The following is a 23,535-nucleotide window of genomic DNA, read 5'->3' as shown; positions in this document are numbered from 1 at the left end:
GTCTTCGGAGAGGTCCTCAAGCCGCCTACCGTAGCGGGAGGGCTTGCTCTGGGAATCCTTGTGGTTCATGACCTGCTCCTTGCGCTGGCGGGCAAAAGTGTTGGCTCTAGTTTACTGAGGTGCCCCGGTAGAAAACCAGCGCTCTACCTGTGCCAGGAGCTGGGGGTCGGTGAAGGAGTCGCAGCGGCCCACACCGGCGGTAAGCAAGAGCGGTTTATCGGTGGGTTCGCCCAGGTAGACAAGGGGCTGAGTACCTGCGGCAATAGCTGCGGTGAGGCCTGCAACGGAGTCTTCAAGGGTGAGGGTCAGTTCTGGCCTTCCATCCAGACGGCGGACAGCTTCCAGGTAGATGTCGGGCGCTGGTTTGCCCTTGGCCACGTCATCGGAGGAAACCCAGGTGGTGAGGACATCTGATAGGCCTGCGGCCCGGATTTTTGTTTCGAGGACTGGTGCTGTTGAGTTGGAGGCTACCGCTACGGGAATGTGCTGAGCCAGTTTTTTGATCAGGGCAATGGCCCCGGGAATCTCATCGACTCCGGCTTCGATGGTGGCACGTTCGGTGGCTAGGAGATCGGTGAGTACCTGCTGGTAGTGCTCCTGCTTACCCAGGTCTGTGAGGCCTGCAGGTTGGGAGAGTTCTGCTAGGCGGCGGGCAACGTCGTAGGCAGTGTAGCCGACCAGGGAAGCTTGAAGCTCAGGGGTGTAATCGACTCCCCAGCCTTTAAAGACCTGGCCTTGGATCTGTCCCCATGTGGTTTCGGAATCCAGAATGACGCCGTCACAGTCAAAGACAGCACAACGCGGTGCCCAGTCGGGGCTTAAGGAGAACTCAAACATAGTTCCATGCTCTCACAGGTGGCTTAGCGACATACTGTATTGAGCGAATAAGAACTAGGCGTGAGGCGTGCTGCTTATAGCTATCTAGAGCAAGCTAACACCGGATAAAACCTGCTGGGATCGCTCACACCTGAGATAATGGGAGCCATGCTTAGCGTACTTATCAGACACGGACAGACCGATTGGAACCTAGAGCGCCGCTTGCAGGGTTCTAGCGATATACCCCTCAACGACACCGGTCGTGCCCAGGCCCAGGAGGCTGCCCTCAACCTGCGTGAGTACGCCCACACCCAGCAAGAAACAGACCCCGGCTTCACCTGGCACGGCGTAGTCACCTCACCCCTTTCCCGTGCCGCAGAGACCGGGCAGATTATTGCCGATGAGCTGGGCCTGCCCGTACTGGGCTCCTACGAGGGTCTAGCAGAGCGCTCCTTTAAAGACCTCGAAGGCATCAAAAACTACCCTGAGCTATGGGAAACTGTCGAGAACGAAACCGCCGACATTGAACCCCTGGGGGACTTCCTCAACAGGGTAGAGCAGGCCCTGGAACAGGTAGAAGCTGACTACCCGGGTAAGAACCTGATTATCGCCGTTCACGGTATGCTCATCTCCCGCCTGATGAGCTCACGCACCGGCCAGAAAGTCCCGGTTCCCGACAACGGCACGGTTACCGAGTTAGCACCGGCTCGCCGCGCCAGCTCGATTATGCTGATCCGCCACGGTCAGACCGATTGGAACAAGCTCAGCCTCATGCAGGGTTCCAGCGACATTCCCCTCAACGATACCGGCCGATCCCAGGCCCGTGACACCGCCCGCTCCCTGATTGAGCGCGGCTTCACCTTTGATGTGGTGGTCTCGTCCCCACTTTCTCGGGCCCAAGAAACCGCCGATATTATGGCCGCTGCCTTTGGCCTGACCCTTGCAGGCACCTACGAGGGGCTGGTGGAGCGTGGCTACGGTCAGGCAGAAGGGCTCGATATTTCCGCTGAGGCCCGCAGGGAACCCGATGCCTACTACGACGGGGTTGAAAGCGAACGCTCTGTCTACACCAGGGGAATCGAGACCCTGCGTCAGATCGCCCGGGACTACCCCGGTCAGCGGGTACTTGCGGTGTCCCACGGCTCCCTGATCCGCCGGGCACTTTCTGCCACCCACGGCTACGAATTTGGAACCATCGCTAACGCTGAACCCTTTCAGGTAGATCTGGTGGGGCTGGCCCGTTGGAACGAGAATGCTGAGCCCCTGCTGAACGGCAAAATCTAGTGGCTCGCTACCCTAAAGCCCCGGGGTGGGCCCTGGTAGGTCTTTACCTTGCCGCTGTAGCCTTTATGGTTTTCTGGCCTGTACACGTTGACTCGGGCGATACCGGCCAAACTCTAGCCCGCCTGCTGGCTCATGCTCACGCCCAGGGGTGGCTACCTGCCTGGTTCGGCTACGGGCAGGTTGAATGGCTTTCCAACGTGGTCATGTTCATCCCCGGCGGCCTACTTTTTACCTGGCTCCTGCGCCCCGAACGCCTCTGGCTCATTCCCCTAGGCGGGCTAGTCTCTACCCTTAGCATTGAGAGTATCCAGCACTTCATGCCGGGGCGAACCAGCTCACCGCTGGATGTTTTAGCCAATTTTTTAGGCTGTGTTATCGGTTGGGTTTTCGCCTTAGGCTTGCTCAAAACGAGAGCAAAACGCAACAAAAAGAGCGATTGAAGCCCTTTTTTCTAGGGGTTTACATTGACTTACCCACAAAAACCCACATAAAATCAACTAATAATAGGGTTATTTAGCCCATCTCAATCTTTAAGGTGATAAAGACATGTTCGCTGAAGAACGACGTGCCGAAATAGCAAAGCTGGTAGCTTCAGCACGCCGTGTCAACGGCGCAGACCTGGCTAGACGCTACGAAGTCACGATGGAAACAGTCCGTCGTGACCTCGCCGCGCTCGAAGCCGATGGAAAACTGCGCCGAGTACACGGTGGTGCTGTAACTGTAGAGCAGTCAACATCCGTTGAATCCTCCATAGCCTTGCGCCAAAACATGAACACCCCCGAAAAGCAGAAAATTGCTCTGCGTGCCTACGAGCTACTGCGCGATTCCGATGCCGGGGCCGTTGTTCTTGATGCAGGTACAACTATCGAAATTTTAGCTGACCGTATCGCGGCCGCTGATTTTTCTCTTAAATCTGGTGCCGACCGCCTGATTATTACTCATGCGCTTCACATCGCCGTGAAACTTGCTGAGGCTGATGGCATCGTGCTCGATATGGTGGGTGGGCAACTCCGCAAAATGACCTGGGCCGCTGTAGGAACCCGTGCCGCCGCCCACTTCGAAACGATCCGCCCCGATATCGCCTTCATCGGTGTGAACGGGCTGGACGCCGAGTTTGGGCTCAGTACCCCCGGCTTGAACGAAGCTATCGTCAAAACCGCCATCGTTAAATCTGCCCGTCGCGTCGTCCTACTGTGTGACTCCGCAAAGTTCGGCCAGGAATCCCTGGTCCGGTTCGCAGGTCTAGGCGATATTGACACGCTTATTACCGATAAAGCGCCCGACGGTGAACTTGCTGCCGCGCTTGAAGAATCCAATGTAGAGGTGCTTATCGCATGATCGTAACCCTAACCGCTAACCCCAGTATGGACCGCACCGTGGAGCTAGACCACCAAATTAAGCGCGGAGCCGTTCAGCGCGCCAGCGGGGCGGCCTCCGACCCCGGCGGCAAAGGTGTAAATATCGCGCGTGCTCTCAATATCTCCGGTTTTGAGACCGTTGCGGTACTCCCCGGCGACGCTGAGGACCCCGTCCTGGCCGGTCTCAAAGACGAGGGTGTTCCCTTTGTGAATATGCCGATTGGCTCGCCCATCCGGTCCAACATCACCGTTGTTGAGCCCGATGGCACCACCACCAAGATTAATGCGCCCGGTCAGCCACTGAATGACGTTGCCCAGCAACAGCTCACCCGTCTGATGATTAAAGAAACCATTGACGCTTCCTGGCTGGTTCTGGCGGGTTCATTGCCTGCCGGTGTGCCCACCGACTACTACGCGGTCGTGGGTCGCTCTATCCGCGAATCCCTGGGCGAAAAAGCACCCCGAATAGCTGTCGATACCTCTGGCGCGGCCCTGCGTGATGCGCTGGTTGGCCTGGACGGTATGCCCAACCTCATTAAGCCCAATTCCGAGGAACTGGCCGAACTGGTCGGCAAGCTAGAGATGGCCGACGAACTGGAAAAGAACCCCGAGCTGAGCGCCGCTACCGCCAAGGAACTGGTAGATCGCGGTGTCGAAATGGTCCTGGCCACTCTGGGCGGGGCCGGCGCTGTACTGGTAACTGCTGAAGGTGCCTGGCACGCAGTCCACGAGCCGGTGAAAGTTCGTTCCACCGTCGGGGCAGGGGACTGCTCCTTGGCAGGTTTTCTCATTGCCCACGAAGAGGGCAAAACTCTGCCTGAATGCCTGGTCCAGGCAGTAGCTCACGGCTCAGCCGCCGCTTCTTTGCCCGGTACCCAGGTGCCTACTGTGGAGTCAACTGCACCTGCACTGGTGACCCTGCGCCAACTGGTTCTGTAGATAACTCCAAAAGACACATCAGTATTACTCACCCACCCATACCCCGAGGAGGAGCACATGTCTGCTCTGATCACTGCGGACCTCATCAGCCTTGATGAGGACCTCGGAAACTCCCGCTTTGAGGTTATAGCGCATCTGGCTAAGCTGGTCACCGCAGCTGGCCGGTCCAGCGACTATGACACCCTCTACGCGGCGGCCCGCGCCCGCGAAGAGAAAACCGACACCGGTATTCCCGGCGGTATCGCCATTCCTCACTGCCGGAGCCAGGCCGTTACCCAACCCACCCTTGCAATGGCCCGGCCTAAACCCGCCGTTGACTTTGGTGCCCAGGACGGACCCGCTGACCTCATTTTTTTCATTGCCGCGCCGGCAGACGGGGATGAAGCCCACCTGAAGATTCTTTCTCAGATGGCCCGCTCACTGATGAAAAAGTCCTTTACCGCCGCACTGCGCGAAGCAAAAACCGCCAGCCAGGTCCTTGCCTTGGTTGAGGATGCTCTGGGCGTGCGCGAGAAAGCACCCCAAGCTCCCTCAGCTACCCCCGTGGCAGAAGCCGCTACCGAGTCTTCTGCCCGCCGTAAGAAGATTGTGGCTGTGACCAACTGCCCCACCGGTATCGCCCACACCTATATGGCAGCTGACGGCCTCAAATACGCCGCCGAAGAGCTGGGCTATGACTTCAAGGTGGAGACCCAGGGGTCCTCCGGCGGTGAAAAGCTGACCCAGGCTGAAATTGATCAAGCAGATGCCGTTGTCTTTGCTGTAGCTCTGCCCGTTCGCGGTCGTGAGCGCTTTGCCGGCAAACCCTTTGTTGAGGGGGCTGTTAAGCGCGCTATCGACGAACCCAAGGTCATGCTTGAAGAGGCCCTGGCCGAGGCCGCTAGCCCCAGCGGTAAGCGCCTTGCTGCCCCTAGCTCCGCCGACTCCTCCGAATCAGCCGATGAGGGCGGCCCCTGGGGTAGCCGCATCTATAAGGCACTGATGACCGGTGTCTCCTACATGATTCCTTTTGTGGCCGCTGGCGGCATTATTCTGGCTATCGGCTTCATGCTCGAAGCAGTAACCATGCCCAACCTAGGTGATGTTGATCCTCAGCTTATCCTGGGGCTTAAAGATGATTCAGTTACGCATCCCAGCCTCTTGAACCTTGATGGAGTGCCCCTATCTCTCTATCTAGGGGCATCATTACACCTGATTGGGGCCTTTGGCCTGAACGCTATGGTTCCGATTCTGGCGGCCTATATCGCCTACGGTCTGGCCCAGCGCCCCGGTATCGCACCGGGCTTCATTGCCGGGTCTGTTGCCGTGCTTGTTGGTGGTGGTTTCTTAGGCGGTATCGTCGCAGGCCTGCTAGCCGGTATGTGCGCCTACTGGCTCTCCTCGCTGAAGCTACCTCGCTGGATGGCATCCATGATGCCCGTGGTGATTACCCCGTTGGTCGCTACTCTCTTTGCAGGCGGTCTGATTTTCTTCCTGCTCGGTACACCCCTGGCCTGGATTACCAGCTCACTGACTGAGTGGCTGAACTCCATGACCGGTGCTTCTGCCCTTCTGCTGGGCCTTATCCTGGGCGCCATGATGGGCTTTGACCTGGGTGGCCCCGTTAACAAGGCCGCCTACCTCTTTGCGACCGCAGGCCTATCCGCCGGTACCCTGGCCTCCCAGCAGGTCATGGCCGCTGTCATTATCTCCGGTATGGTGCCGCCGTTGGCTATGGCTCTGGCAACCACTGTTCGTCCCAAGCTCTTTAGCGCCCCTGAGCGCGAGAACGGTAAGGCTGCCTGGTTGCTGGGTGCCTCCTTCATCTCCGAAGGTGCCATTCCTTTTGCGACCGCTGACCCCCTGCGCGTAATCCCCTCATCGATGGTTGGTGCCGCTGTTGCCGGTGCTATCTCCATGGGTGCTGGTGTTGCTTCCCCTGCGCCTCACGGTGGTGTCTGGATTATCGCTCTTGTGCAGAATCCGGTCATGTTCCTTCTTGCGGCTCTGGCAGGCACTATCGTCGGCTCTGTCATGTATATTGTTCTCAAGTCACTTGCCGGTCGTCAGGCCGAGGCAACTGCCTAAACCCCTCCAACACTAAGGAAAACACTATGACTACCTACACTGGCGTCGGCGTCTACGCCGGACGCGTCATTGGCAAAGTTTTGCAGATGCCTGAACCTATCAAGGCCCCCTCTTCATCTCTGAAGCTGTCAGCTGATGAGACTGCCGAGCAGGCTGCTGAACGTATTAAGGCCGCTGCCCAGACTGTCAAGAACGGTCTGCTAGAGCGTGCTGAAAATGCGGGCCGTGACGGCAAGGCAGTGCTTAAGTCCACGTCTCAGATGGCAACTGACCGCGCCCTGCTCAAGAGCGCAATCCAGATTGTGGAGAAGCAGGGTAAGGCACCTGAACTCGCTGTATGGGAAGCCGCATCGGCTTTTGCTGACCAGATGGCTGCCCTGGGCGGCTACATGGCTGAGCGTGTGACCGACATCCACGATGTTCGCGCCCGCATCGTTGCTGAGCTGACCGGCCAGCAGGCCCCCGGTATTCCGGTGTCGTCTGAGCCCTTCATCCTAGCTGCTATTGACCTGGCACCGGCTGATACCGCAACCCTGGACCCTAAGCAGGTGATCGCTCTGATTACCTCTGACGGTGGCCCCCAGGCTCATACCGCTATCCTGGCCCGAGGCCTGGGTCTGCCCGCTATCGTTGCCGCTAAGGGGGTTACCGAGATTGAAAACGGTACCGAGGTTTACATCGACTCTAACGAAGGCGTCGTTGAAACCGAGGTCACCGCTGAGCACCGCGACCTGGCGCAGAAGTACGCTAACCGCAAGGAACTAGCAGACTTCGACGGTCTTGGGGTGATGGCCGACGGTACCCGCGTACCCCTCTACGCTAATGTCGGTGACGGCAAGAGCGCCGAGAAGGCAGCCGGCCTCAAGGCAGAAGGCGTTGGCCTGCTCCGCACCGAGTTCGGGTTCCTGGGTTACGATGCCGAGCCTTCGGTGGAGACCCAGACCGAAACGTACAAGTCTGTTTTTGATGCCTTCCCCGGCAAGCACATCGTAGTCCGTACTCTCGATGCTGGTGCCGATAAGCCCCTGCCCTTCCTCAACGTCAAGGAAGAAGAGAACCCCGCGCTGGGTGTTCGCGGCTTCCGCACCGACTGGACTGTGCCCGGTGTTCTTAAGCGTCAGCTTGAGGCTATTAAGGCAGCAGCTGACGGCACCGAAGCTGACATTTGGGTCATGGCTCCGATGATTTCAACGACCAGCGAAGCCCGTAACTTCAAGAACATGCTCGATGAGGTTGGTCTGAAGACCCGCGGTGTCATGGTAGAAACCCCTGCCGCCGCTGTAAACGCTGAGGCTATCCTGGGCGAGGTTGATTTCGTATCTATCGGTACCAACGACCTGACTCAGTACACCATGGCCGCTGACCGCCTGCTGGGCGACCTGGCTCACCTGAACAACCCCTGGCAGCCTGCCGTCCTGAAGATGATCAAGCTAACTGTTGAAGGCGCCAAGCGAGCCTCGGCAGCTGCCGGTAAGAAGAAGTACGTCTCGGTCTGTGGCGAAGCTGCCGCTGACCCCGCACTGGCTGTTGTCCTGGTTGGTCTGGGTGTTGATACCCTCTCCATGAATGCTGGCGCTATGGCCGCTGTTTCCGCTGTGCTCAAGTCGGTTACCCCCGAGAAGGCACAACAGATTGCTCACAAGGCACTGAGCCAGATCTCATCGGCTGAAGCCAAGGCGGCAGCTCGCTCTGAACTGCCCATCCTCGATGAGCTCGGTCTGTAAGTTAAACCAACTCGTTCATTGCTGAATAAAAGTCGTCAAAATCAGGGGTAACACGCCCCAAAGGTGCTGCCCCTGATTTAGACTCAGTAGTGGACAACAAATCCGCACTCTTTATAAGGAGAATCCCATGGCAGAACGTATTGCCACCATCGCAAGCCGTGTTGGCCTGCACGCCCGCCCCGCAGCGATTTTTGCTGAAGCAGCAGGTGACCTCCCCGTTGAAGTTACCATCGCCGCTGAAGGTGAGCCCGCAGACGAGGCAATGGACGCAGCTTCCATTCTCTCCCTGATGTCACTCGGTGCTAAGCACGGCGACAAGGTCGTTCTGCGTGCAGAAGGCGAAGGCGCTGAAGAAGCACTCGACAGCCTGGTTAAGATCCTCGAGACCGACCACGACGCCGAGTAATTATCTGAAGTAGTTGTGTGTCATCGTGGTCGGTTACGGGGTTCGCTTCGCTCACCGCACCACCTTCACCAGCTCCCAAGTCACCGTGTACGGTGACCTGCTGGCTGATTACGATGCCAAGTAATTAAAGCTTCACGGCGACGACATACTGTGTCGCTAACCGATTTACATGTCTGGCCCCCGCCCCGTATGGAGCAGGGGCCAGGCTGTGTTTTAGCATAAAACACGCACCCTACCCGCCTTGCGGGCTACACGGGTTAGCGACAAGTCGATAAACTGGAACACTGAACCTAGAATTTTTCGCGTTCACCCGCGTACCCAACCTGAAAAAGAGGGACCTTGCGAGACTTCACCGCCCGCTTCGCCACAGACACCGAAATCGCCCAATGGGATGAACACGTCATCGCCAGCCCCGGCGGCGGTAACCTGTTGCAGTCAGCTTCCTTCGCCTCGGTCAAAGCCAAGCACGGCTGGAAGCCCCTCTACCTGGTCTACGAAGGCACCACCGTCCTGAACGGTGAGAGCGCTCCCTTCGCCAGCTACAACCTGATTCTTGAAAAGTCTGTTCCTGCCCTGGGCAAGATCTGGTACATGATCAAGGGCCCCGGCGTGAACTCTGTTGAAGAGATCCCCGCGATCCTGGACGCTAACCGCGAATTCGTCACCCGCGAAAAGCTCGGCGTTTTTGCTATCAAGATTGAACCCGATATCATCGCTGACGAAACCACCAAGGCTCTCATGGCTAAGAGCGGCCTGGTCAAGAGCTGGAATATTCAGCCCAATGACTCCACCGCTATTCTGGCAACCGATAAGAGCCAAGAGGAGGTCCTCAAGTCGCTCTCCTCACGCGGTCGTAATGCCGTGCGTCGTTCACTGCGCGAAGGTTGCCAGGTGGAGCGCGTGCCGCTAACTGAAGAGAACATGAAGAAGATGTACGCCCTCATGGACACTGTGGGCCAGGGCAACGCCCAGGTGAACCTGCGCTCCTACGACTACTACCGCGACTTCTGGACCACCTTTGAAAAGGCCGGGCAGGGGCGCCTCTACTTCACCTATGAAGACGGTGAACCTTCCGTGGGCGCTTATGTCATTCGCTACGGGGAAAAGGGAACCTACAAGGACGGCGGTTCCAAGCCCCGGCGTAAGCAGTACGGTGACTCCCACCAGGTGCAGTGGACTGCGCTGACTGACCTCATGAAAGAGTTCGGTATCAAGAGCTACGACTTCTGCGGCACCCCGCCAAAGGACCAGCTGAAGAACAAGGAACACCACCACTACGGCCTGGGTCTCTTTAAGACCTCCTTCACCAAGGAGGTCATCGACTACGTTGGTGTCTGGGACCAGGTGCTTTCACCGTTCAAATATAAGGCCTGGAACACCAGTGTTGAGAAGGTCATGCGTCAGCTCTGGGTTCGTAAGACCGGTCAGCCTTTCTACTAAACCAGCACGAACCGCTTTGGCGGTTATCTTGAACTTTCACCGATGAGGCGGAAGGAGTATCCCTTTCAGTGAGCAAGAGCTCTACCGGCTTGCAGCAGAAGGCTTACCCTTCTGCCTCTGCATTTGAAACAGGTATTGATAACACAGAAGATAGCGGTGCCTTTGGACAAACCGGGCTTCTGCCCCGTGCCGACACTGCAGTATCTGTGCTACCCGCTACGGGGCAGATGGCTGCCCAGGACTCGGAGGCCCCCCGGTCGCTAGGTGGTGCGCTTCCGGTAGTGTCCCTGGCTCAGGTGCGCGATCCCAAGCTTCGCGATGCCCTGGCTCATCTGGGAGATGCCCCCAGCTCACCGGTGCAGGGGCAGGATAGCCCTACCGCAACCCCCGCTCCAGCATCTGCCTTTGACCAGTTAGCACCGCCAACCTATCAGGTACCCTCCGCATTTGGGCCGGCCACTGACCTGAGTCTCAACCAGGCCCAACCGCCCAGCACGGAAGCAACACCTCCACCAGTCGATGATAGGCCCACAGCGTCAAGGACGGGCGGACTCCAGAAGGCTTTCTACCCCTCGGTAGCGGGTGCTCATACCGTGGCACGGCCCCTGACTGCACCCAAGCGGCCTTCGCGTATGCGTTCGTCGCTTAAGTCCTTTGTGAGCACGGACCAGTCCCTGACCAAACCGATGCGCGGCATCGCCCGCCTGGCTCAGCGCCCTTTCAATATCGCCTCCGCCCACCGGGCCGAGTATGTGCGCGAGAAAGAAGAAGCGCGTGAGGTCCTCAACTTCTCCCTGCGACTGGCTGAGACCATGTTCCACTACGGGGCAGATACGGTCGATGTGGACTCCGCAATCGTTGCGGTGTGCGCCGCCTATGGTCTGGAAGACGTTGAAATCGACATCACTAACCAGTCGGTTATTATCAACTACGTCTCCGATATTGATGAGGTTGATGACCAGACCCGGGCAATTGACTTCTCCGGCTCTGGAGCCATGTCCTCGAGCAAAGAACGCTTTAGCCACACGGTATTGCGCGTGGTTCGTTCCTGGTCCGAGAACTATGCGGCCCTAGATGACATTTATAAGCTAATCACCGAGATTACCGCCGGCAATCTGCCACGGCATCGGGCTGAACGCCGCCTGCACCGCATTAATACTGCTAAGAAGCCCTACTCGCCCATGATTATCATGCTGGCTAACATGCTAGCGGCTTTCTCCTTGGTGCTGGCTCTGGGCGGTTCGCTGGCGGCGGGCGCTGTAGGCGGTATCGTCTTTTTGGCCATTCACTTTGTGAACAGTGTGATTTCACGTCTCAAGATGCCCAGCTTCTTCAACATGGCTGCGGGCGCGGGCGTCGTAACGTTCGCATCTATTCTTATTTCCGATGACTCGTCTATCTTCTCCCAGCTGGGGCTCCACGTGAGCGCACCGCACATTGTGGCTGCGGGCCTGATCATGCTTCTGCCTACCGCCCGGTTAGTATCAACAGTCCAGGACGCCCTCAACGGTTTCCCGCTGACCGCAGCAGGTAAGTTCGTCTCGACGGGCATGTCATTTTTGGGTATTGTGGTGGGGCTTGCCTCAGCGGTGGCAGTCCTGACAGCTCTAGACATTAGAGAACTAGATATTACCGAGACCCGCTTTGTGGGGGCCTCTTTGGGGGTAAGCTACCTTTTCTTTATGCTAGCTTCCCTGGCTTTTGCGGTCACAACTCACGCCCGCTGGCAGACACTCTTATGGAACTTACTGATTGCTACCAGTGGTTTTTGGGTCTACCAGGGCTATACTTTCCTTTTTGGGGCTGGTGCAGGACGTGCCAATACCGCTTTTGCGGCTCTGGTCATTGGCCTCATGAGCACCTTTTTGGCTTACCGCTTGCAGGCCCCAGCCTCTATCTTTTATGTACCGGCCCTAACTTTTCTCCTGCCCGGTCTTTCCATTTTCCGGGGCCTTTATATCTTCACCGTAGAGGCTAATCCTTCGACTGGTGTGCCGGGGATGGTTGCGGCAATTTCAATTATCCTTTCTATGGCGTCCGGGGTGGTCCTCGGTAGCTACCTGATGCAGTACTTTATTCAGCAAGCGTCGGGTCAGCTCCAAACAGAAAAACAAGATCCGAAAGATACTCGGGACCGCTAAAGTGAGCCCAGACCTTCCCCCTATCATTTAGGAGCCGGCCAGGGGCGGCATTCTCAGCTGCCGCCTTGAGCGGGACAGATAACTGAGACCGGTAGATTTTCCGATCTGCTTCAGGGCTTTAGAGAGCCCAGTCCACCGGGGAGGCCCCCTGAGCGAGCAAGAGCTCATTGACGCGGCTAAAGGGTCGAGAGCCAAAGAAACCCCGCGAGGCAGAGAGCGGCGAGGGGTGCGGTGACTCCACGCAGGGGTAGCCACCCAGTAGCGGTTTGCAGGAGCGGGCATCTGCGCCCCACAGTAGCCCTACCAGCGGCCTGCCCCGGGCGACCAGGGCTTGAACAGCGGCGGTAGTGACCTGTTCCCAGCCCAGGTTGCGGTGGGAACCTGCGGCCCCAGCACCCACCGAAAGAACCCTATTGAGGAGCATGACCCCCTGCTGACTCCAGGCCCGTAAATCCCCGTGATCCGGGGGCGTGATGCCCAGATCGGTGTTGAGCTCTTTGTAGATATTGTGCAGGGAACGTGGCACCGGCCTGACCTCGGGACGTACAGAGAAACTTAGCCCCATAGCGTGCCCGGGGGTAGGGTAGGGGTCCTGACCCAGCACCAGAACCTTGACCTGGCTCATGGGGTAGGTGAAGGCCCTAAAAATATCCGGGCCAGGGGGCAGGGTGTCCCGGCCAGCCTGATGCTCGGCCCGCAAAAAATTACCCATAGCCCTAATCTGAGGCTCCACGGGTGCCAGGGCCTGCGCCCAGTCCGGGTCCATAATCTCGTGTAGGGGCTGAGCAGGCACAGCGCTTGTTCTCCTCTTGTATGCGGTATTCTCCCTATAAGACTAGACCACCGAAAGAAGACCCATGAACATGCCAGCCGGTTCACCCACACCAGAGTCTCAGACTAGCTCTACTCACCGGCTTACCGAGCAGGAGCGCGCCATCTTAGATATGGAGAAAAAACGCTTCAAGTACCAGGGAAGTAAAGAACAGGCCATCAGCAAAGACCTGGGGCTGAGCCCGATTGCCTACTACCAGCAACTCAATGCACTGATCGATAATCCGCGCGCTATTGCCGCTGAACCGGCCCTTACCCGCAAGCTCCGGCTCACACGCAACCGACTCACCTAAAACAGGGCGGGGGAGTGTACCCTAGAAGCTGACCCCCGTAGCAACCGTGCACCGAAAGAGGCGACCAGTGAACACCTACCCCCGTGACGAGTTCGATGATGTCGAAGAAAACTCCTCCCGGCGGGGTGCCTACCGCGGCCGCGTCACCGACACCTCAACCTCACGGGCCGGCCTGCTGGCTGTCATCATCAGCGGTATTCTCGCCCTCCTGGTGGGCGGCATCATGTACGTGGTTTCGCCCCGGACTGCTGGCCCGGGCACCACAACCGCGCCCGCATCGGCAAGAGCCACCGCAACAGCTACCGCCGATGCCAGCCCCAGCACCAACCCAGCTAGCGTTACCGTAGCGGTCTATAACTCAAGCGCCCCCGAAGGCTCAGCCAGCACCGCCGCCAGTGTCTTGCAAAAAGCAAACTACAAGATTACTGAAACCACCAACTGGACCGGTACCTATGCCACCGAGTCCATGGTTTACTTTGCTACCGGGGCCTCATCAGAAGCCAACGAAGTCGCTGACCTCTTAGGTATTGCCTACATCAACCAAGACTTCCAGGCCGAGACCGGTGAGGTCTATGTGGTGCTCGGAGCAGACTTCGACCCCACCGCGCTCGCAGAGCAGACCCAGGTGGCCAGCGCGGATGCTGCCACCTCGACAGCAACAGGGGATAGCCAGCTCTTCTACGTCTATGACCCGGTGAACGGGACTTACACCGCCACCAGCAAGACAGAGGCCCTGGCCTCGGGTAAGGTTCTCTACCGTATGGACCCCGCTACCGGTGCCTACGTTGAATACTCCGGAACTGATGCCAGCTCACCAGCCTCAGCGACTACGGGAACCGCTACCCAGAACACCCAGCGCTACAGCCTGGACCCTGCTACCGGCACCTATGTACTGGATCCCGCCGGTGCCTATATCTACGATTCTGCTACTGGAACATACACACAGGGCTAAGCAAGATCTAAGCCCGGGAGCTGTAGCTTTGTGCGCTGTTGGCGATTAAGGCTTCTCAAAGCGAATAATAGGTTTGCGCGCTCTGGGCTCAGGTGCCAAGATTGTAGTTAGCACTCAGAGGCTTGGACTGCTAAATCATGTGCTAGATTCTGCACCCGGGTGGCTCTGAGTAAAACACCTGAGCGATTTCTTGGTGAGGTCCTCCCCGTGCCGCCCCTATGGCGGCCCCGGTAGCGCCGTCCGTCGCGGGCACCGACTAATCGCGCTCACACCTAATGTTCCAGAAGGAGCGAAAGCCATATGGCAAAGCTGATTGCTTTTGATGAAGAAGCACGCCGCGGTCTTGAAAAGGGCCTCAACACCCTCGCAGACGCAGTAAAGGTAACTCTCGGCCCCCGCGGTCGTAACGTTGTCTTGGAGAAGGCCTGGGGCGCCCCCACCATCACCAACGATGGTGTTTCCATCGCCAAGGAAATCGAACTTGAAGACCCCTACGAGAAGATTGGCGCTGAGCTGGTCAAGGAGGTCGCAAAGAAGACTGACGACATTGCCGGTGACGGTACCACCACCGCAACCGTTCTAGCTCAGGCTCTCGTCCGCGAAGGCCTGCGCAATGTTGCCGCTGGCGCTGACCCCCTCTCCCTCAAGCGCGGTATCGAAAAGGCTGTAGAAGCTGTTACCGCTGAACTGCTCGCTTCTGCCAAGGAAGTTGAGACCGAAGAGGAAATCGCCGCAACCGCATCTATCTCCGCTGGTGACCCCGAAATCGGTAAGCTCATTGCCCAGGCTATGGAGAAGGTCGGCAAGGAAGGCGTTATCACAGTTGAAGAGTCCAATACTTTCGGCCTGACCCTTGAACTGACCGAGGGTATGCGCTTTGATAAGGGCTTCCTCTCTGGGTACTTCGTTACCGATGCTGACCGTCAGGAAGCTGTCCTTGAGGACCCCTACATCCTGATCGTTAGCTCCAAGATCTCCAACGTCAAGGACCTGGTTCCCGTTCTGGAGAAGGTCATGCAGGCCGGTAAGCCCCTGCTGATTGTTGCCGAGGATGTTGAGGGCGAAGCCCTGGCCCTGCTGGTTCTGAACAAGATGCGCGGCTCCATCAAGTCTGTTGCCGTTAAGGCTCCTGGCTTTGGCGACCGCCGGAAGGCTCAGCTGGCTGACATCGCTATTCTGACCGGTGGACAGGTTATTACCGAAGAGGTTGGCCTGTCACTTGATACCGCAACCATCGACCTGCTGGGCCAGGCCCGCAAGGTTGTTGTCACCAAGGACGAGACCACCATCATCGAAGGCGCAGGTGACCCTGAGGCCATCGAGGGCCGCGTTGCTCAGATCCGTGGCGAAATCGCTAACTCTGACTCTGATTACGACCGCGAGAAGCTGCAGGAGCGTCTGGCTAAGCTTGCCGGTGGTGTTGCTGTGCTCAAGGCCGGCGCTGCTACCGAGGTTGAGCTCAAGGAACGCAAGCATCGCATCGAGGACGCCGTCCGCAACGCTAAGGCCGCTGTTGAAGAGGGTATTGTTCCCGGCGGCGGTGTTGCCCTGATTCAGGCTGGCGTGAAGGCTTTTGAGAAGCTGGAACTGACCGGCGATGAGGCAACCGGTGCCAACATCGTCCGTGTTGCCATCGACGCTCCCCTCAAGCAGATTGCTTTCAATGCTGGCATGGAGCCCGGCGTCGTCGTCGATAAGGTCCGTCACCTCTCTGCTGGTACCGGCCTGAACGCCGCAACCGGTGAGTACGAGGACCTGATGGCCGCCGGTATTAACGACCCCGTAAAGGTCACCCGCTCAGCTCTTCAGAATGCAGCGTCAATTGCCGGTCTATTCCTGACCACCGAGGCTGTTGTTGCCGATAAGCCTGAGCCTGCTGGTGCGGCACCGGCTGCCCCCGACATGGGTGGCATGGGCGGCATGATGTAGTCTGCCGCTTGCTCTGGTAAGTAGCCGCTCTTTGAGCTGAGAACTCCGCCTGCCCCGTTTGGGGTGGGCGGAGTTCTCTTTTAAGGACGCTGACTAAAAAATGCAGATAAGGGTATTGTGGTTCACACTTATTGGGAGTATTCTTTAAATCACTTAAGAGGTTTCCTCTAAGTTTTACTCATCAGTCTCAAAGGTGAAACTGAAAGGTGTGAGGCTCATGGCCACGCTCGTGGATCTTGTTCTCTACGCAATTATCGTAGGCTTGCTGGCTCTCTTGCTGGGTGCCTACCTAGCAGATGGGTGGACCAAGCTGGAGAAGAAGAGCAATGAGGCCCTTCGCCAGGATGTTGCCTTTGGGGCCGGTGGCTAAAAGTTAATAGTGATTGTGTTTTCCTTTTGAGCCGGCACCCCGGAACGGGGTGCCGGCTTTTATCTTCCGTTACCGCCTGCTTACAGGGGGCGGTAAGATAGTCACGCTATGCAATGCCACTATTACGATGCCAGCCTGTGCCGCTCCTGCTCACTAATTCTTACCCCCTACGCACAACAGCTTGAAGGGAAGCAGAACGATGCCCGCAAACTGATGGCACCGTGGCCCGGTATCGAGTGGCTAGCACCGGTGGCGAGTGCTGAAACCGGGTTCAGGAACAAGGCTAAGCTGGTGGTGGGTGGAAGCGTCCAGGAACCAAGGCTCGGTATCTTGAGCCGGGACGGTGCGAGTGTAGACCTGAGCGACTGTCAGCTTTACACCGCACCTGTAGCAGATACATTCCCGGTGCTCAAGGAGCTAATTAGCCGGGCGGGGCTTACCCCCTATAGCGTTGCCCGGCGTAAGGGCGAGCTCAAAAATATTCTGGTGACGGCCTCTGAGGCCGGTGAGCTTCTCATCCGCTTTGTGCTTCGTTCCAAGAAACTACTGGTACCTATCCGGCGCGAGCTTGACTGGCTCCACACCCAGCTCCCTCAGCTCGCGGTTCTTAGTATTAACCTGCTCAGGGAACATATCGCCTTGGTGGAGGGCGACGAAGAAATCATCCTGAGCGAACGCCAGACCCTACCGATGCAGGTCAACGACCTAACGCTTCACCTACGCCCGCAGAGCTTCTTCCAGACCAATACAGCGGTCTCAGCAGCTCTCTACCGCCAGGGGCAGGAATGGGTAAAAGAGTCCCAGCCCAATACCCTCTGGGACCTCTACTGCGGTGTGGGCGGCTTTGCCCTCCACGCGGCGCAGGTCATGCCCGAAGAGGCCAAAGTTACCGGTATAGAAATTAGCCCTGAGGCTATCGAGTCAGCCCGCCGGGCGGTGGCCGAGTACGACCTAACCGGTATTGAGTTTTCCGCTCAGGATGCCAGGGCTTATGCTCTAGAAAGCGGTCAGGTACCCGACCTGCTGGTGCTTAACCCGCCCCGTCGCGGCCTTGGCCCTGAACTTTCGACCTGGATTGAGGCCAGCGGTATCGAGCGGGTTATTTACTCAAGCTGTAACCTAGCTACCATGGTTAAGGACCTGCACCAGATGCCTTCGATGCAAGCGGTCAAGGGCCGGGTTATGGACATGTTCCCCCACAGTAGCCACTACGAGACAATTGTGCTCTTGGAGCGCTATTCGCTCAGCTAGCATAGGCTTAAGAGAGCTCAGGCTGCACTGGTCAGGTCACCAAGAGCCTCACACTAGTAGGGGCAGAAATGAGCAAGGCCAGGTGCTTGACTCTTGGCAGTTTCTCTGACTGATTGACTAGAGGCTCCGATGAAGGTCTGTCTTTAAAGCGGGGGTGTGAGAGCTCGCTTGACCATATAGGGAGCGGTTACCTTCTGTGCTTCTAGATGGTGAGGTCCCTTACTAGCAACAGCTACGAGATGGGTGTCCTCGTAGACCTGCCAGGTAATCCAAAAAGGTACCGCTTCTGCCTGTTCCGGTAGGTAGGCTTTGGCACCTGCTGTGAGCCCGTGGACGCTACCGATATCGGTGGGTAGGGGCGGTAGCGCTAGCATCACCTGGTTAGGTTTAACAGATAGTCCGTGTCCGCTGGCCTTGAGAACTGCTTCTTTAGCGCACCAGAGCATCTGGCGTACCAGCCGGGCCTGATCCGGTAGGAGCGAATCCACGACACGTTTTTCGTAGTCAGCTAGTGCAATACGGTCAAAGCCGTCAAAGTAGTGGTCTCTTACCGTAATCAGGTCAATTCCAAGGGCAGTATCGGATGCTGAGTACACACCGGCGGCCAGGCCAATGGCGCGCGCCATGTTCAGGTTTACTCCCTCAATGCGGGGTTTTCCGTGGCTTGCTGACTTCAGGCAGAGACTGCAGGAGCGGTCTACGGGAATCTGTGAGGCTTCTGCATCCCTTACCCCGAGTACGGTAGCAGCGATACAGCGCATGAGGGTGTGCTGGGCCGCGTAGCTCATGGCCTCTTCGGGGCTTGCATACTCTGCGGCTCGCTTCTGCTCTGTCATACCGACGTAGGCCAGCCAGCTGACACCGTGCCCGCTCCGCAAGGTCTCCGGGGGCATCAGAAAGAGAGCCAGTCGGGTGTGACTTGCCCCGTCAACTATTGAAGCGTGAACCATGCTCCTATTCTAGCTGTGCCTACCCTCTTATAGCCGGGCGTAGAATGGAATGGCTAGTCCGTAGGAGGGTAGAGGAACCATGACCGAGAAAATAATTGCTGCTGCCGATGGATCTGCCCTGGGTAATCCCGGCCCCGCAGGCTGGGCCTGGTACATTGACGAAACCCGGTGGGCCGCCGGAGGGTGGGCTCACGGGACAAATAACATGGGTGAACTCAAAGCTGTTCTGGACCTCTTCGAGGCTACGGCGCACCTTCCTGAAACCCATCTGCACATTATCTGCGATAGCAAATACACCATTGATTCTATTAGCCGCTGGTTGCCGGGGTGGAAGAAGAAAGGCTGGAAGAAAGCGGACGGTAAGCCGGTACAGAATCTTGACCTCATGCAGGCACTGGATGCCGCCATTGAGGGCCGCTCTTATTCTTTTGAGTGGGTCAAGGGCCACACCGGCCACCCCCTCAATGAGGCGGCTGATCGGAGAGCTAATGAGGCTGCCCAAGCCTACCGCGATGGCGTGGAACCTCTGACCGGGCCTGGCTGGGGTAAGGATGAGAGCTCGCAAGAGTTTCCTGATGACTCCGCGGCAGATACCCCTGACCCTGAGACTCTAGCGCCCACAGAGCAGGTAGCTGATGACGCGGTGGAAGAGGCCCGTAGCTGCGAACTGCAAACGCTGAACCCCTCAATCTATGGGGCTGAAAAGCTACTGGGCAGCTTGCTTCACCCGGAGCTAGCCTGGGTTGTTCCAACAGGCCAGGTAACTGACCGCGATACGGTCCTTCACTACCGTCTGCGTGCTTGTGCTAGTAGTGGGCCTGTCGAGGAAGTCTTGGCAACTGAGTTAGGTACTGAGGCAACCCTGCTAGTAACCAGAGTGCCTACGGATAAGGGCCTGCTGATCCGTTCAAGTACCTGGGTGCTTACTGGCGGTAGCTGGAAGCTCCGCTACCGCCAGGACACCCGAGCCTAGCCGACAAACATTGAGGCGTTAGCCAGTTCGGTATCGGAGTAGTTGATGCCGGCCCGTGATAGGGCCTCGTTGATTTGGGCAATGGACTCTTCGACCTGTCGCTGGGTATTGCGCCAGTTAGTTAGGACCCCCTGAAAGTTGGCAGAGGCTGAGCCGGTCCATGATCCCTGCAGATCCTGGAGGGAGGTGGTGAGCGCATTGACCTCTGAAACGATGGTATCTACCTGGCCGCGGGCTTGGGCTGACTTGCTGGCGATGAGGTCTGCATCGACGTTGAACTGTGCCATGGGAGGCTCTCCTTTTGCATAAAGATTGGGTCGTTGGCTACCGGTGCCGGTGTCTAACTGGCTACCGGTGTTTTGACACTAGTCCCCTCACCTGGCGCGGACTACCCCCGTGTGGTGGTGTGGAAAACCCCGGTTCGGGTGGGCCACCTAAACCGGGGTGTTTAACGTCAATCGTAAGCCCAAAATGATGTAAATGCGTCTGCAATATGAAGCTCGCCCGGCATTTATACACAAGTGTTCTCCCGGGGCAAGACCGCCTACTTTTGCCGGGCGAGAGCAACCGGGCCTGTATGGGTGCTGTACTGGGGGAGCCTGATAGTGAAAGTGGCACCGCCGCCTTCGGTTTCTTCAATACTGATTGAGCCATCGTGCTGGCTAACAATAGCCGCTACAATCGCCAGGCCCAGGCCAGTCCCGCCTGTCTCCCTGGTCCGGGAGGTATCTGCCCGGTAGAACCGTTCAAAGACGCGTTCGGCATCCTCACCGTGGATGCCCGGGCCGTGATCTCGCACCTGGAGCATGGAGGTCCAGCTGCCGTCGATACCGGGAACAGAACCCACCGCTATTTCAATGGGGGAGCCGGCGGGCGTGTAACGCAGGGCATTGGTCATGAGGTTGGCTAGCACCTGGCGTAGCCGTTGCTCATCGCCCCAGACCAGGGCCGTAAGCGCCTCTGCGCCTTCAAGGCCGACTACCTCAATGGTTCGGTCGGGTTCAGAAGCAAAGGCGTCGTTGGCGGCATCCTGGGCTAATCTGAGCAGGTCTACCTGAGCGTTCTCTGTCACTCGCCGTTCGTCTAGCCGTGCCAGGGTCAGGAGATCTTCTACCAGCTGGCCCATGCGCTTTGACTCGGATTCAATCCGGTCCATAGCCATAGCAACAGCCTCGTCGTTAGGCAGCCCGCCCATACGGTAAAGCTCAGAGTAACCACGGATGGACACCAGCGGGGTTCTGAGCTCATGCGAGGCATCGCCTACAAAGCGCCTCATTTTAACTTCAGAGCGTTTTTGCGCGTCAAAGGCCTCCTCAATATGGGAGAGCATGGTGTTGAGTGAGGTAGTGAGATGGCCGATTTCGTTGTAGGGGCTGTAGTTCTCGATACGCTGAGAAAGATCGCCTGCCGCAATCTGGGCGGCGGTCTGTTCTACCCTTGCCAGCGGCTCAAAGGCTCGGGTGACAATGACCCAGGTCAGGGCTATGGAGGCAAGCAAAGTAGCCACGCCAAAGAGTAAGGTCAGGCCCCCTACGATGGCTACGGTCTGGTTGATCTGGGTGAGCGGCGCGGCAATGACCAGGGTCTGATGGGTCTCATCCACAGGGAAAGCAATCAGGCGCCACTCGGTGTGCCCGCTTGACGAGCGGACCGTCAGCGCTGCCTTGTTGTATTTTTTGACGTTTTCAGCGGTCAGCCCAGAAATCAGGGGCGAGGAGGTTTCGTCGGCCAGAGTGGCTACCGGGCGCACAATCTTTCCGTCGCTATCAAGTAGGTAGGCCTCGTAGGGTATAAAAGTTCCCTCTGTTTGAGAGAGCTGCTGGTCTGCATACACTGCGGTGACCAGGTAGCTGTAGCTGGCCTCAATCTCATCATCGAGCTGGTCCATCATCTTGGCTCGAATGGCAGAAATAGCGACCAGAGACATGACCGAAATGGCCAGGGCCAGGAGCATAGACGTTAAAAGCACCAACTGGGTCCGCAATGAAAGCGAACCCAGCCGGTGCACAGAGAGACGAGAGCGCAAACTCTTACCCCTTAATTTTTGTTAGCTGTCCGTAACAGGTAGCCCACGCCACGCTTGGTGTGAATGAGCGGGGGGAGCTCCGGATCGTTGTCAATTTTGCGGCGCAGGTAAGAGATGTAGGACTCCACGATAGAGGCGTCGCCGTTGAAGTCGTACTCCCACACATGGTCAAGAATCTGCGCTTTGGAGAGCACCCGGTTGGGGTTGAGCATCAGGTAGCGCAGCAGCTTGAATTCGGTGGGGGAGAGGTCGATTTCGCGGTCGCCACGGAAAACCTCGTGGGCATCGTCATCAAGAATTAGGTCATCAACCCGCAGGCGTGAATCTTCTTCGTGCTGGGGCTGAGTGCGTCGCAGCACGGCGCGGATCCGAGCTACCACTTCATCAAGGCTAAAGGGCTTAGTGACGTAGTCGTCACCGCCGACGGTAAGGCCGGTGACCTTGTCCTCGGTGTCGTCTTTAGCGGTGAGGAAGAGCACGGGAAAGAGGCGGCCGGAGCTGCGCAGCTTACGGGTGACAGTAAAGCCATCCATATCAGGCAACATGACGTCAAGGACGGCCAGGTCGGGGGACTCAGTTTCGGCCTTATCAAGGGCTTCACGCCCGTTGGACGCCGTAACAACCTCAAAACCTGCAAAGCGCAGGGAAGTTGCCAGCAACTCTAAAATGTTGGGCTCGTCATCGACGACCAATAATTTTGCTTCAGGTTCTTTGATGTTCACAGTTCTATTGTGCGCTTATTACCTGTGCGCTACCTGTGCACAGCTGGGCGCTTTGCTGGGTATTAGGGAAAGGTTGGGTCTGATGCGCGCAGAAACGCGAGCCGAGAGGGACAGCTCTAGTCTAGCTTGTTCGGCGGCGAAGCAGAGTAAAGAAAAGAGCCGCTAATAAGGCCATGAAAGCGACCGGGAGCACCATCAGCGGGATAATACTCAGGATATGGGGAGCTGAGCCGGTCGCCCATTTAAGCAGAAGCATAGCCAGCCCAGAGATAGCACCCAGAATCATGAGGGCAAGAGAGCTCACCCCCAAAGAACGGATGGTCTTGCCGTAGGGGAGCTCGGGGGTTTCAGAAAAGTCAGAGTCCATACCCAATAAGGTATCAAGATTAGGCCGCCTCGGAGGGCACGTTCTGAGAAGGTAGTGGGAGGGAAACCCCACAACTCGCGCTAGCCTGCTTTAATAGAGGGTATGACTGAAGTGGTAAAAGACGGGCTCCAAGAAACCGGTAGCGATAAGTTCTTGCTACCCCCTGCCCCTGATTCTTCTGCGGAGCAGGGTTTAGGGCTTGAAAAGGACCAGGCACCGGCTCCCGAGCCGACCCTGGGCCTACCTACCCGCCGGCGTCGAACCAGCAAAGTTGATGCCGTCCTTGCCGCCGCTAAAGATGTAGCTCTTGCGGGGCTGGCTGACATTGCACCCGAAAACTCTATTGGCCCGGTCCACCACCTGCGCGGTGAAGAAGAGCGGCTCACCACCCACCTCTTTGAATGTGACCTCCCTGGCTACAGGGGCTGGTTCTGGTTTGCCACGCTCTCCCGCGCCCCGCGTTCTAAGGTCGCAACCGTCTGCGAAATTGGGCTGATACCGGGTGACGATGCTCTTCTTGCCCCTGCCTGGGTTCCCTGGGCTGACCGCCTGCGCCCCGAAGATCGCGAGGACCTTGATTACGATCAGGAAATACCCGAAGGCGACGCGGCAGACTTTGAGGGCGAATATGCCGAGAGTAAGTCAGCTTCAACCCCGGTGGCCGCTGCCCAAGAATGAGTGGGCTGTTGCAATCAG

At 57.7% G+C, this 23,535-nt stretch carries 23 protein-coding genes; 16 read left to right on the top strand and 7 right to left on the bottom strand.

Features of this window, described 5'->3' with window-relative positions; all coding sequences use genetic code 11:
• Positions 1-111 precede the first annotated feature (111 nt).
• Positions 112-837 (bottom strand): HAD family hydrolase, encoded by a 726-nt coding sequence (locus ACN08V_RS05385; protein WP_419104806.1) that lies wholly within the window; start codon positions 835-837, stop codon positions 112-114.
• Positions 838-984: 147 nt separating this feature from the next.
• On the opposite strand from ACN08V_RS05385, the gene ACN08V_RS05380 reads away from it, so the two are divergent.
• The 9 genes from ACN08V_RS05380 to ACN08V_RS05340 all read left to right on the top strand — a co-directional run bounded on the left by ACN08V_RS05380 (position 985) and on the right by ACN08V_RS05340 (position 12,175).
• Positions 985-2,100 (top strand): histidine phosphatase family protein, encoded by a 1,116-nt coding sequence (locus ACN08V_RS05380; RefSeq protein WP_419104805.1) that lies wholly within the window; start codon positions 985-987, stop codon positions 2,098-2,100.
• Positions 2,100-2,540 (top strand): VanZ family protein, encoded by a 441-nt coding sequence (locus ACN08V_RS05375; RefSeq protein WP_419104804.1) that lies wholly within the window; start codon positions 2,100-2,102, stop codon positions 2,538-2,540. The genes ACN08V_RS05380 and ACN08V_RS05375 overlap by 1 nt, the downstream gene beginning before the upstream one ends.
• 106 nt (positions 2,541-2,646) lie before the next feature.
• Complete coding sequence (locus tag ACN08V_RS05370) at positions 2,647-3,438, top strand: DeoR/GlpR family DNA-binding transcription regulator (RefSeq protein WP_419104803.1); 792 nt, start codon at positions 2,647-2,649, stop codon at positions 3,436-3,438.
• The gene (locus ACN08V_RS05365; protein ID WP_419099105.1) at positions 3,435-4,397 is read left to right on the top strand and encodes a 1-phosphofructokinase family hexose kinase; all 963 of its coding nucleotides are present in this window, start codon (positions 3,435-3,437) and stop codon (positions 4,395-4,397) included. Before ACN08V_RS05370 ends, ACN08V_RS05365 begins: the two co-directional genes overlap by 4 nt.
• Positions 4,398-4,454: 57 nt before the next feature.
• Positions 4,455-6,464 (top strand): PTS fructose transporter subunit IIABC, encoded by a 2,010-nt coding sequence (locus tag ACN08V_RS05360; RefSeq protein WP_419104802.1) that lies wholly within the window; start codon positions 4,455-4,457, stop codon positions 6,462-6,464.
• A gap of 26 nt (positions 6,465-6,490) precedes the next feature.
• Positions 6,491-8,188 carry a phosphoenolpyruvate--protein phosphotransferase gene (gene ptsP / locus ACN08V_RS05355; RefSeq protein WP_419099107.1) on the top strand — a complete coding sequence of 566 codons (1,698 nt, stop codon included), beginning with the start codon at positions 6,491-6,493 and terminating at the stop codon, positions 8,186-8,188.
• A gap of 127 nt (positions 8,189-8,315) precedes the next feature.
• Positions 8,316-8,594, top strand: coding sequence for an HPr family phosphocarrier protein (locus ACN08V_RS05350; RefSeq protein ID WP_168614631.1), 279 nt, complete (start codon positions 8,316-8,318; stop codon positions 8,592-8,594).
• A gap of 339 nt (positions 8,595-8,933) precedes the next feature.
• A complete protein-coding gene (locus ACN08V_RS05345; protein ID WP_419099108.1) occupies positions 8,934-10,034 on the top strand; it encodes a lipid II:glycine glycyltransferase FemX in 1,101 nt (366 codons plus the stop codon).
• A gap of 68 nt (positions 10,035-10,102) precedes the next feature.
• A complete protein-coding gene (locus tag ACN08V_RS05340; RefSeq protein ID WP_419104801.1) occupies positions 10,103-12,175 on the top strand; it encodes a threonine/serine exporter family protein in 2,073 nt (690 codons plus the stop codon).
• 118 nt (positions 12,176-12,293) lie between these two features.
• On the opposite strand, the gene ACN08V_RS05335 is transcribed toward ACN08V_RS05340, so the two are convergent.
• Entirely contained in the window at positions 12,294-12,968 is a 675-nt protein-coding gene (locus ACN08V_RS05335; RefSeq protein WP_419104800.1) for a uracil-DNA glycosylase, read from the bottom strand.
• A gap of 64 nt (positions 12,969-13,032) precedes the next feature.
• Between ACN08V_RS05335 and ACN08V_RS05330 the strand changes: the two genes are divergently transcribed.
• From ACN08V_RS05330 to rlmC, 5 genes are all read left to right on the top strand, one after another.
• The gene (locus ACN08V_RS05330) at positions 13,033-13,299 is read left to right on the top strand and encodes a DUF3263 domain-containing protein (RefSeq protein ID WP_419104799.1); all 267 of its coding nucleotides are present in this window, start codon (positions 13,033-13,035) and stop codon (positions 13,297-13,299) included.
• Positions 13,300-13,366: 67 nt separating this feature from the next.
• Positions 13,367-14,251: a LytR C-terminal domain-containing protein gene (locus ACN08V_RS05325; RefSeq protein ID WP_419104798.1), complete on the top strand. Its 885-nt coding sequence runs from the start codon at positions 13,367-13,369 to the stop codon at positions 14,249-14,251.
• 300 nt (positions 14,252-14,551) lie between these two features.
• Complete coding sequence (groL, locus tag ACN08V_RS05320; RefSeq protein ID WP_419099113.1) at positions 14,552-16,180, top strand: chaperonin GroEL; 1,629 nt, start codon at positions 14,552-14,554, stop codon at positions 16,178-16,180.
• Between the two features lie 217 nt (positions 16,181-16,397).
• A complete protein-coding gene (locus ACN08V_RS05315; RefSeq protein WP_419099114.1) occupies positions 16,398-16,550 on the top strand; it encodes a hypothetical protein in 153 nt (50 codons plus the stop codon).
• Positions 16,551-16,658: 108 nt separating this feature from the next.
• Positions 16,659-17,801 (top strand): 23S rRNA (uracil(747)-C(5))-methyltransferase RlmC, encoded by a 1,143-nt coding sequence (gene rlmC, locus ACN08V_RS05310; protein ID WP_419104797.1) that lies wholly within the window; start codon positions 16,659-16,661, stop codon positions 17,799-17,801.
• A gap of 143 nt (positions 17,802-17,944) precedes the next feature.
• On the opposite strand, the gene ACN08V_RS05305 is transcribed toward rlmC, so the two are convergent.
• Positions 17,945-18,751 carry a 4'-phosphopantetheinyl transferase family protein gene (locus ACN08V_RS05305; protein ID WP_419104796.1) on the bottom strand — a complete coding sequence of 269 codons (807 nt, stop codon included), beginning with the start codon at positions 18,749-18,751 and terminating at the stop codon, positions 17,945-17,947.
• A gap of 79 nt (positions 18,752-18,830) precedes the next feature.
• On the opposite strand from ACN08V_RS05305, the gene ACN08V_RS05300 reads away from it, so the two are divergent.
• The gene (locus ACN08V_RS05300) at positions 18,831-19,724 is read left to right on the top strand and encodes an RNase H family protein (protein WP_419104795.1); all 894 of its coding nucleotides are present in this window, start codon (positions 18,831-18,833) and stop codon (positions 19,722-19,724) included.
• Here the strand turns inward: ACN08V_RS05300 and ACN08V_RS05295 are convergent.
• The 4 genes from ACN08V_RS05295 to ACN08V_RS05280 all read right to left on the bottom strand — a co-directional run bounded on the left by ACN08V_RS05295 (position 19,721) and on the right by ACN08V_RS05280 (position 22,839).
• Positions 19,721-20,011: a WXG100 family type VII secretion target gene (locus tag ACN08V_RS05295; protein ID WP_419099118.1), complete on the bottom strand. Its 291-nt coding sequence runs from the start codon at positions 20,009-20,011 to the stop codon at positions 19,721-19,723. The two genes, ACN08V_RS05300 and ACN08V_RS05295, sit on opposite strands and share 4 nt — an antisense overlap.
• Positions 20,012-20,268: 257 nt before the next feature.
• Positions 20,269-21,678, bottom strand: coding sequence for an ATP-binding protein (locus ACN08V_RS05290; RefSeq protein ID WP_419104811.1), 1,410 nt, complete (start codon positions 21,676-21,678; stop codon positions 20,269-20,271).
• A gap of 83 nt (positions 21,679-21,761) precedes the next feature.
• Positions 21,762-22,472 (bottom strand): response regulator transcription factor, encoded by a 711-nt coding sequence (locus ACN08V_RS05285; protein ID WP_419099119.1) that lies wholly within the window; start codon positions 22,470-22,472, stop codon positions 21,762-21,764.
• A gap of 121 nt (positions 22,473-22,593) precedes the next feature.
• Positions 22,594-22,839: a hypothetical protein gene (locus tag ACN08V_RS05280; protein WP_419099120.1), complete on the bottom strand. Its 246-nt coding sequence runs from the start codon at positions 22,837-22,839 to the stop codon at positions 22,594-22,596.
• Between the two features lie 102 nt (positions 22,840-22,941).
• On the opposite strand from ACN08V_RS05280, the gene ACN08V_RS05275 reads away from it, so the two are divergent.
• Positions 22,942-23,517: a DUF3027 domain-containing protein gene (locus ACN08V_RS05275; RefSeq protein ID WP_419104794.1), complete on the top strand. Its 576-nt coding sequence runs from the start codon at positions 22,942-22,944 to the stop codon at positions 23,515-23,517.
• The last annotated feature ends 18 nt before the right edge of the window (positions 23,518-23,535 follow it).

This window comes from Rothia sp. P5766, from assembly GCF_048513555.1.
Taxonomy (GTDB): Bacteria; Actinomycetota; Actinomycetes; order Actinomycetales; family Micrococcaceae; genus Rothia.
This window is presented reverse-complemented; position numbering and strand designations above follow the sequence as displayed.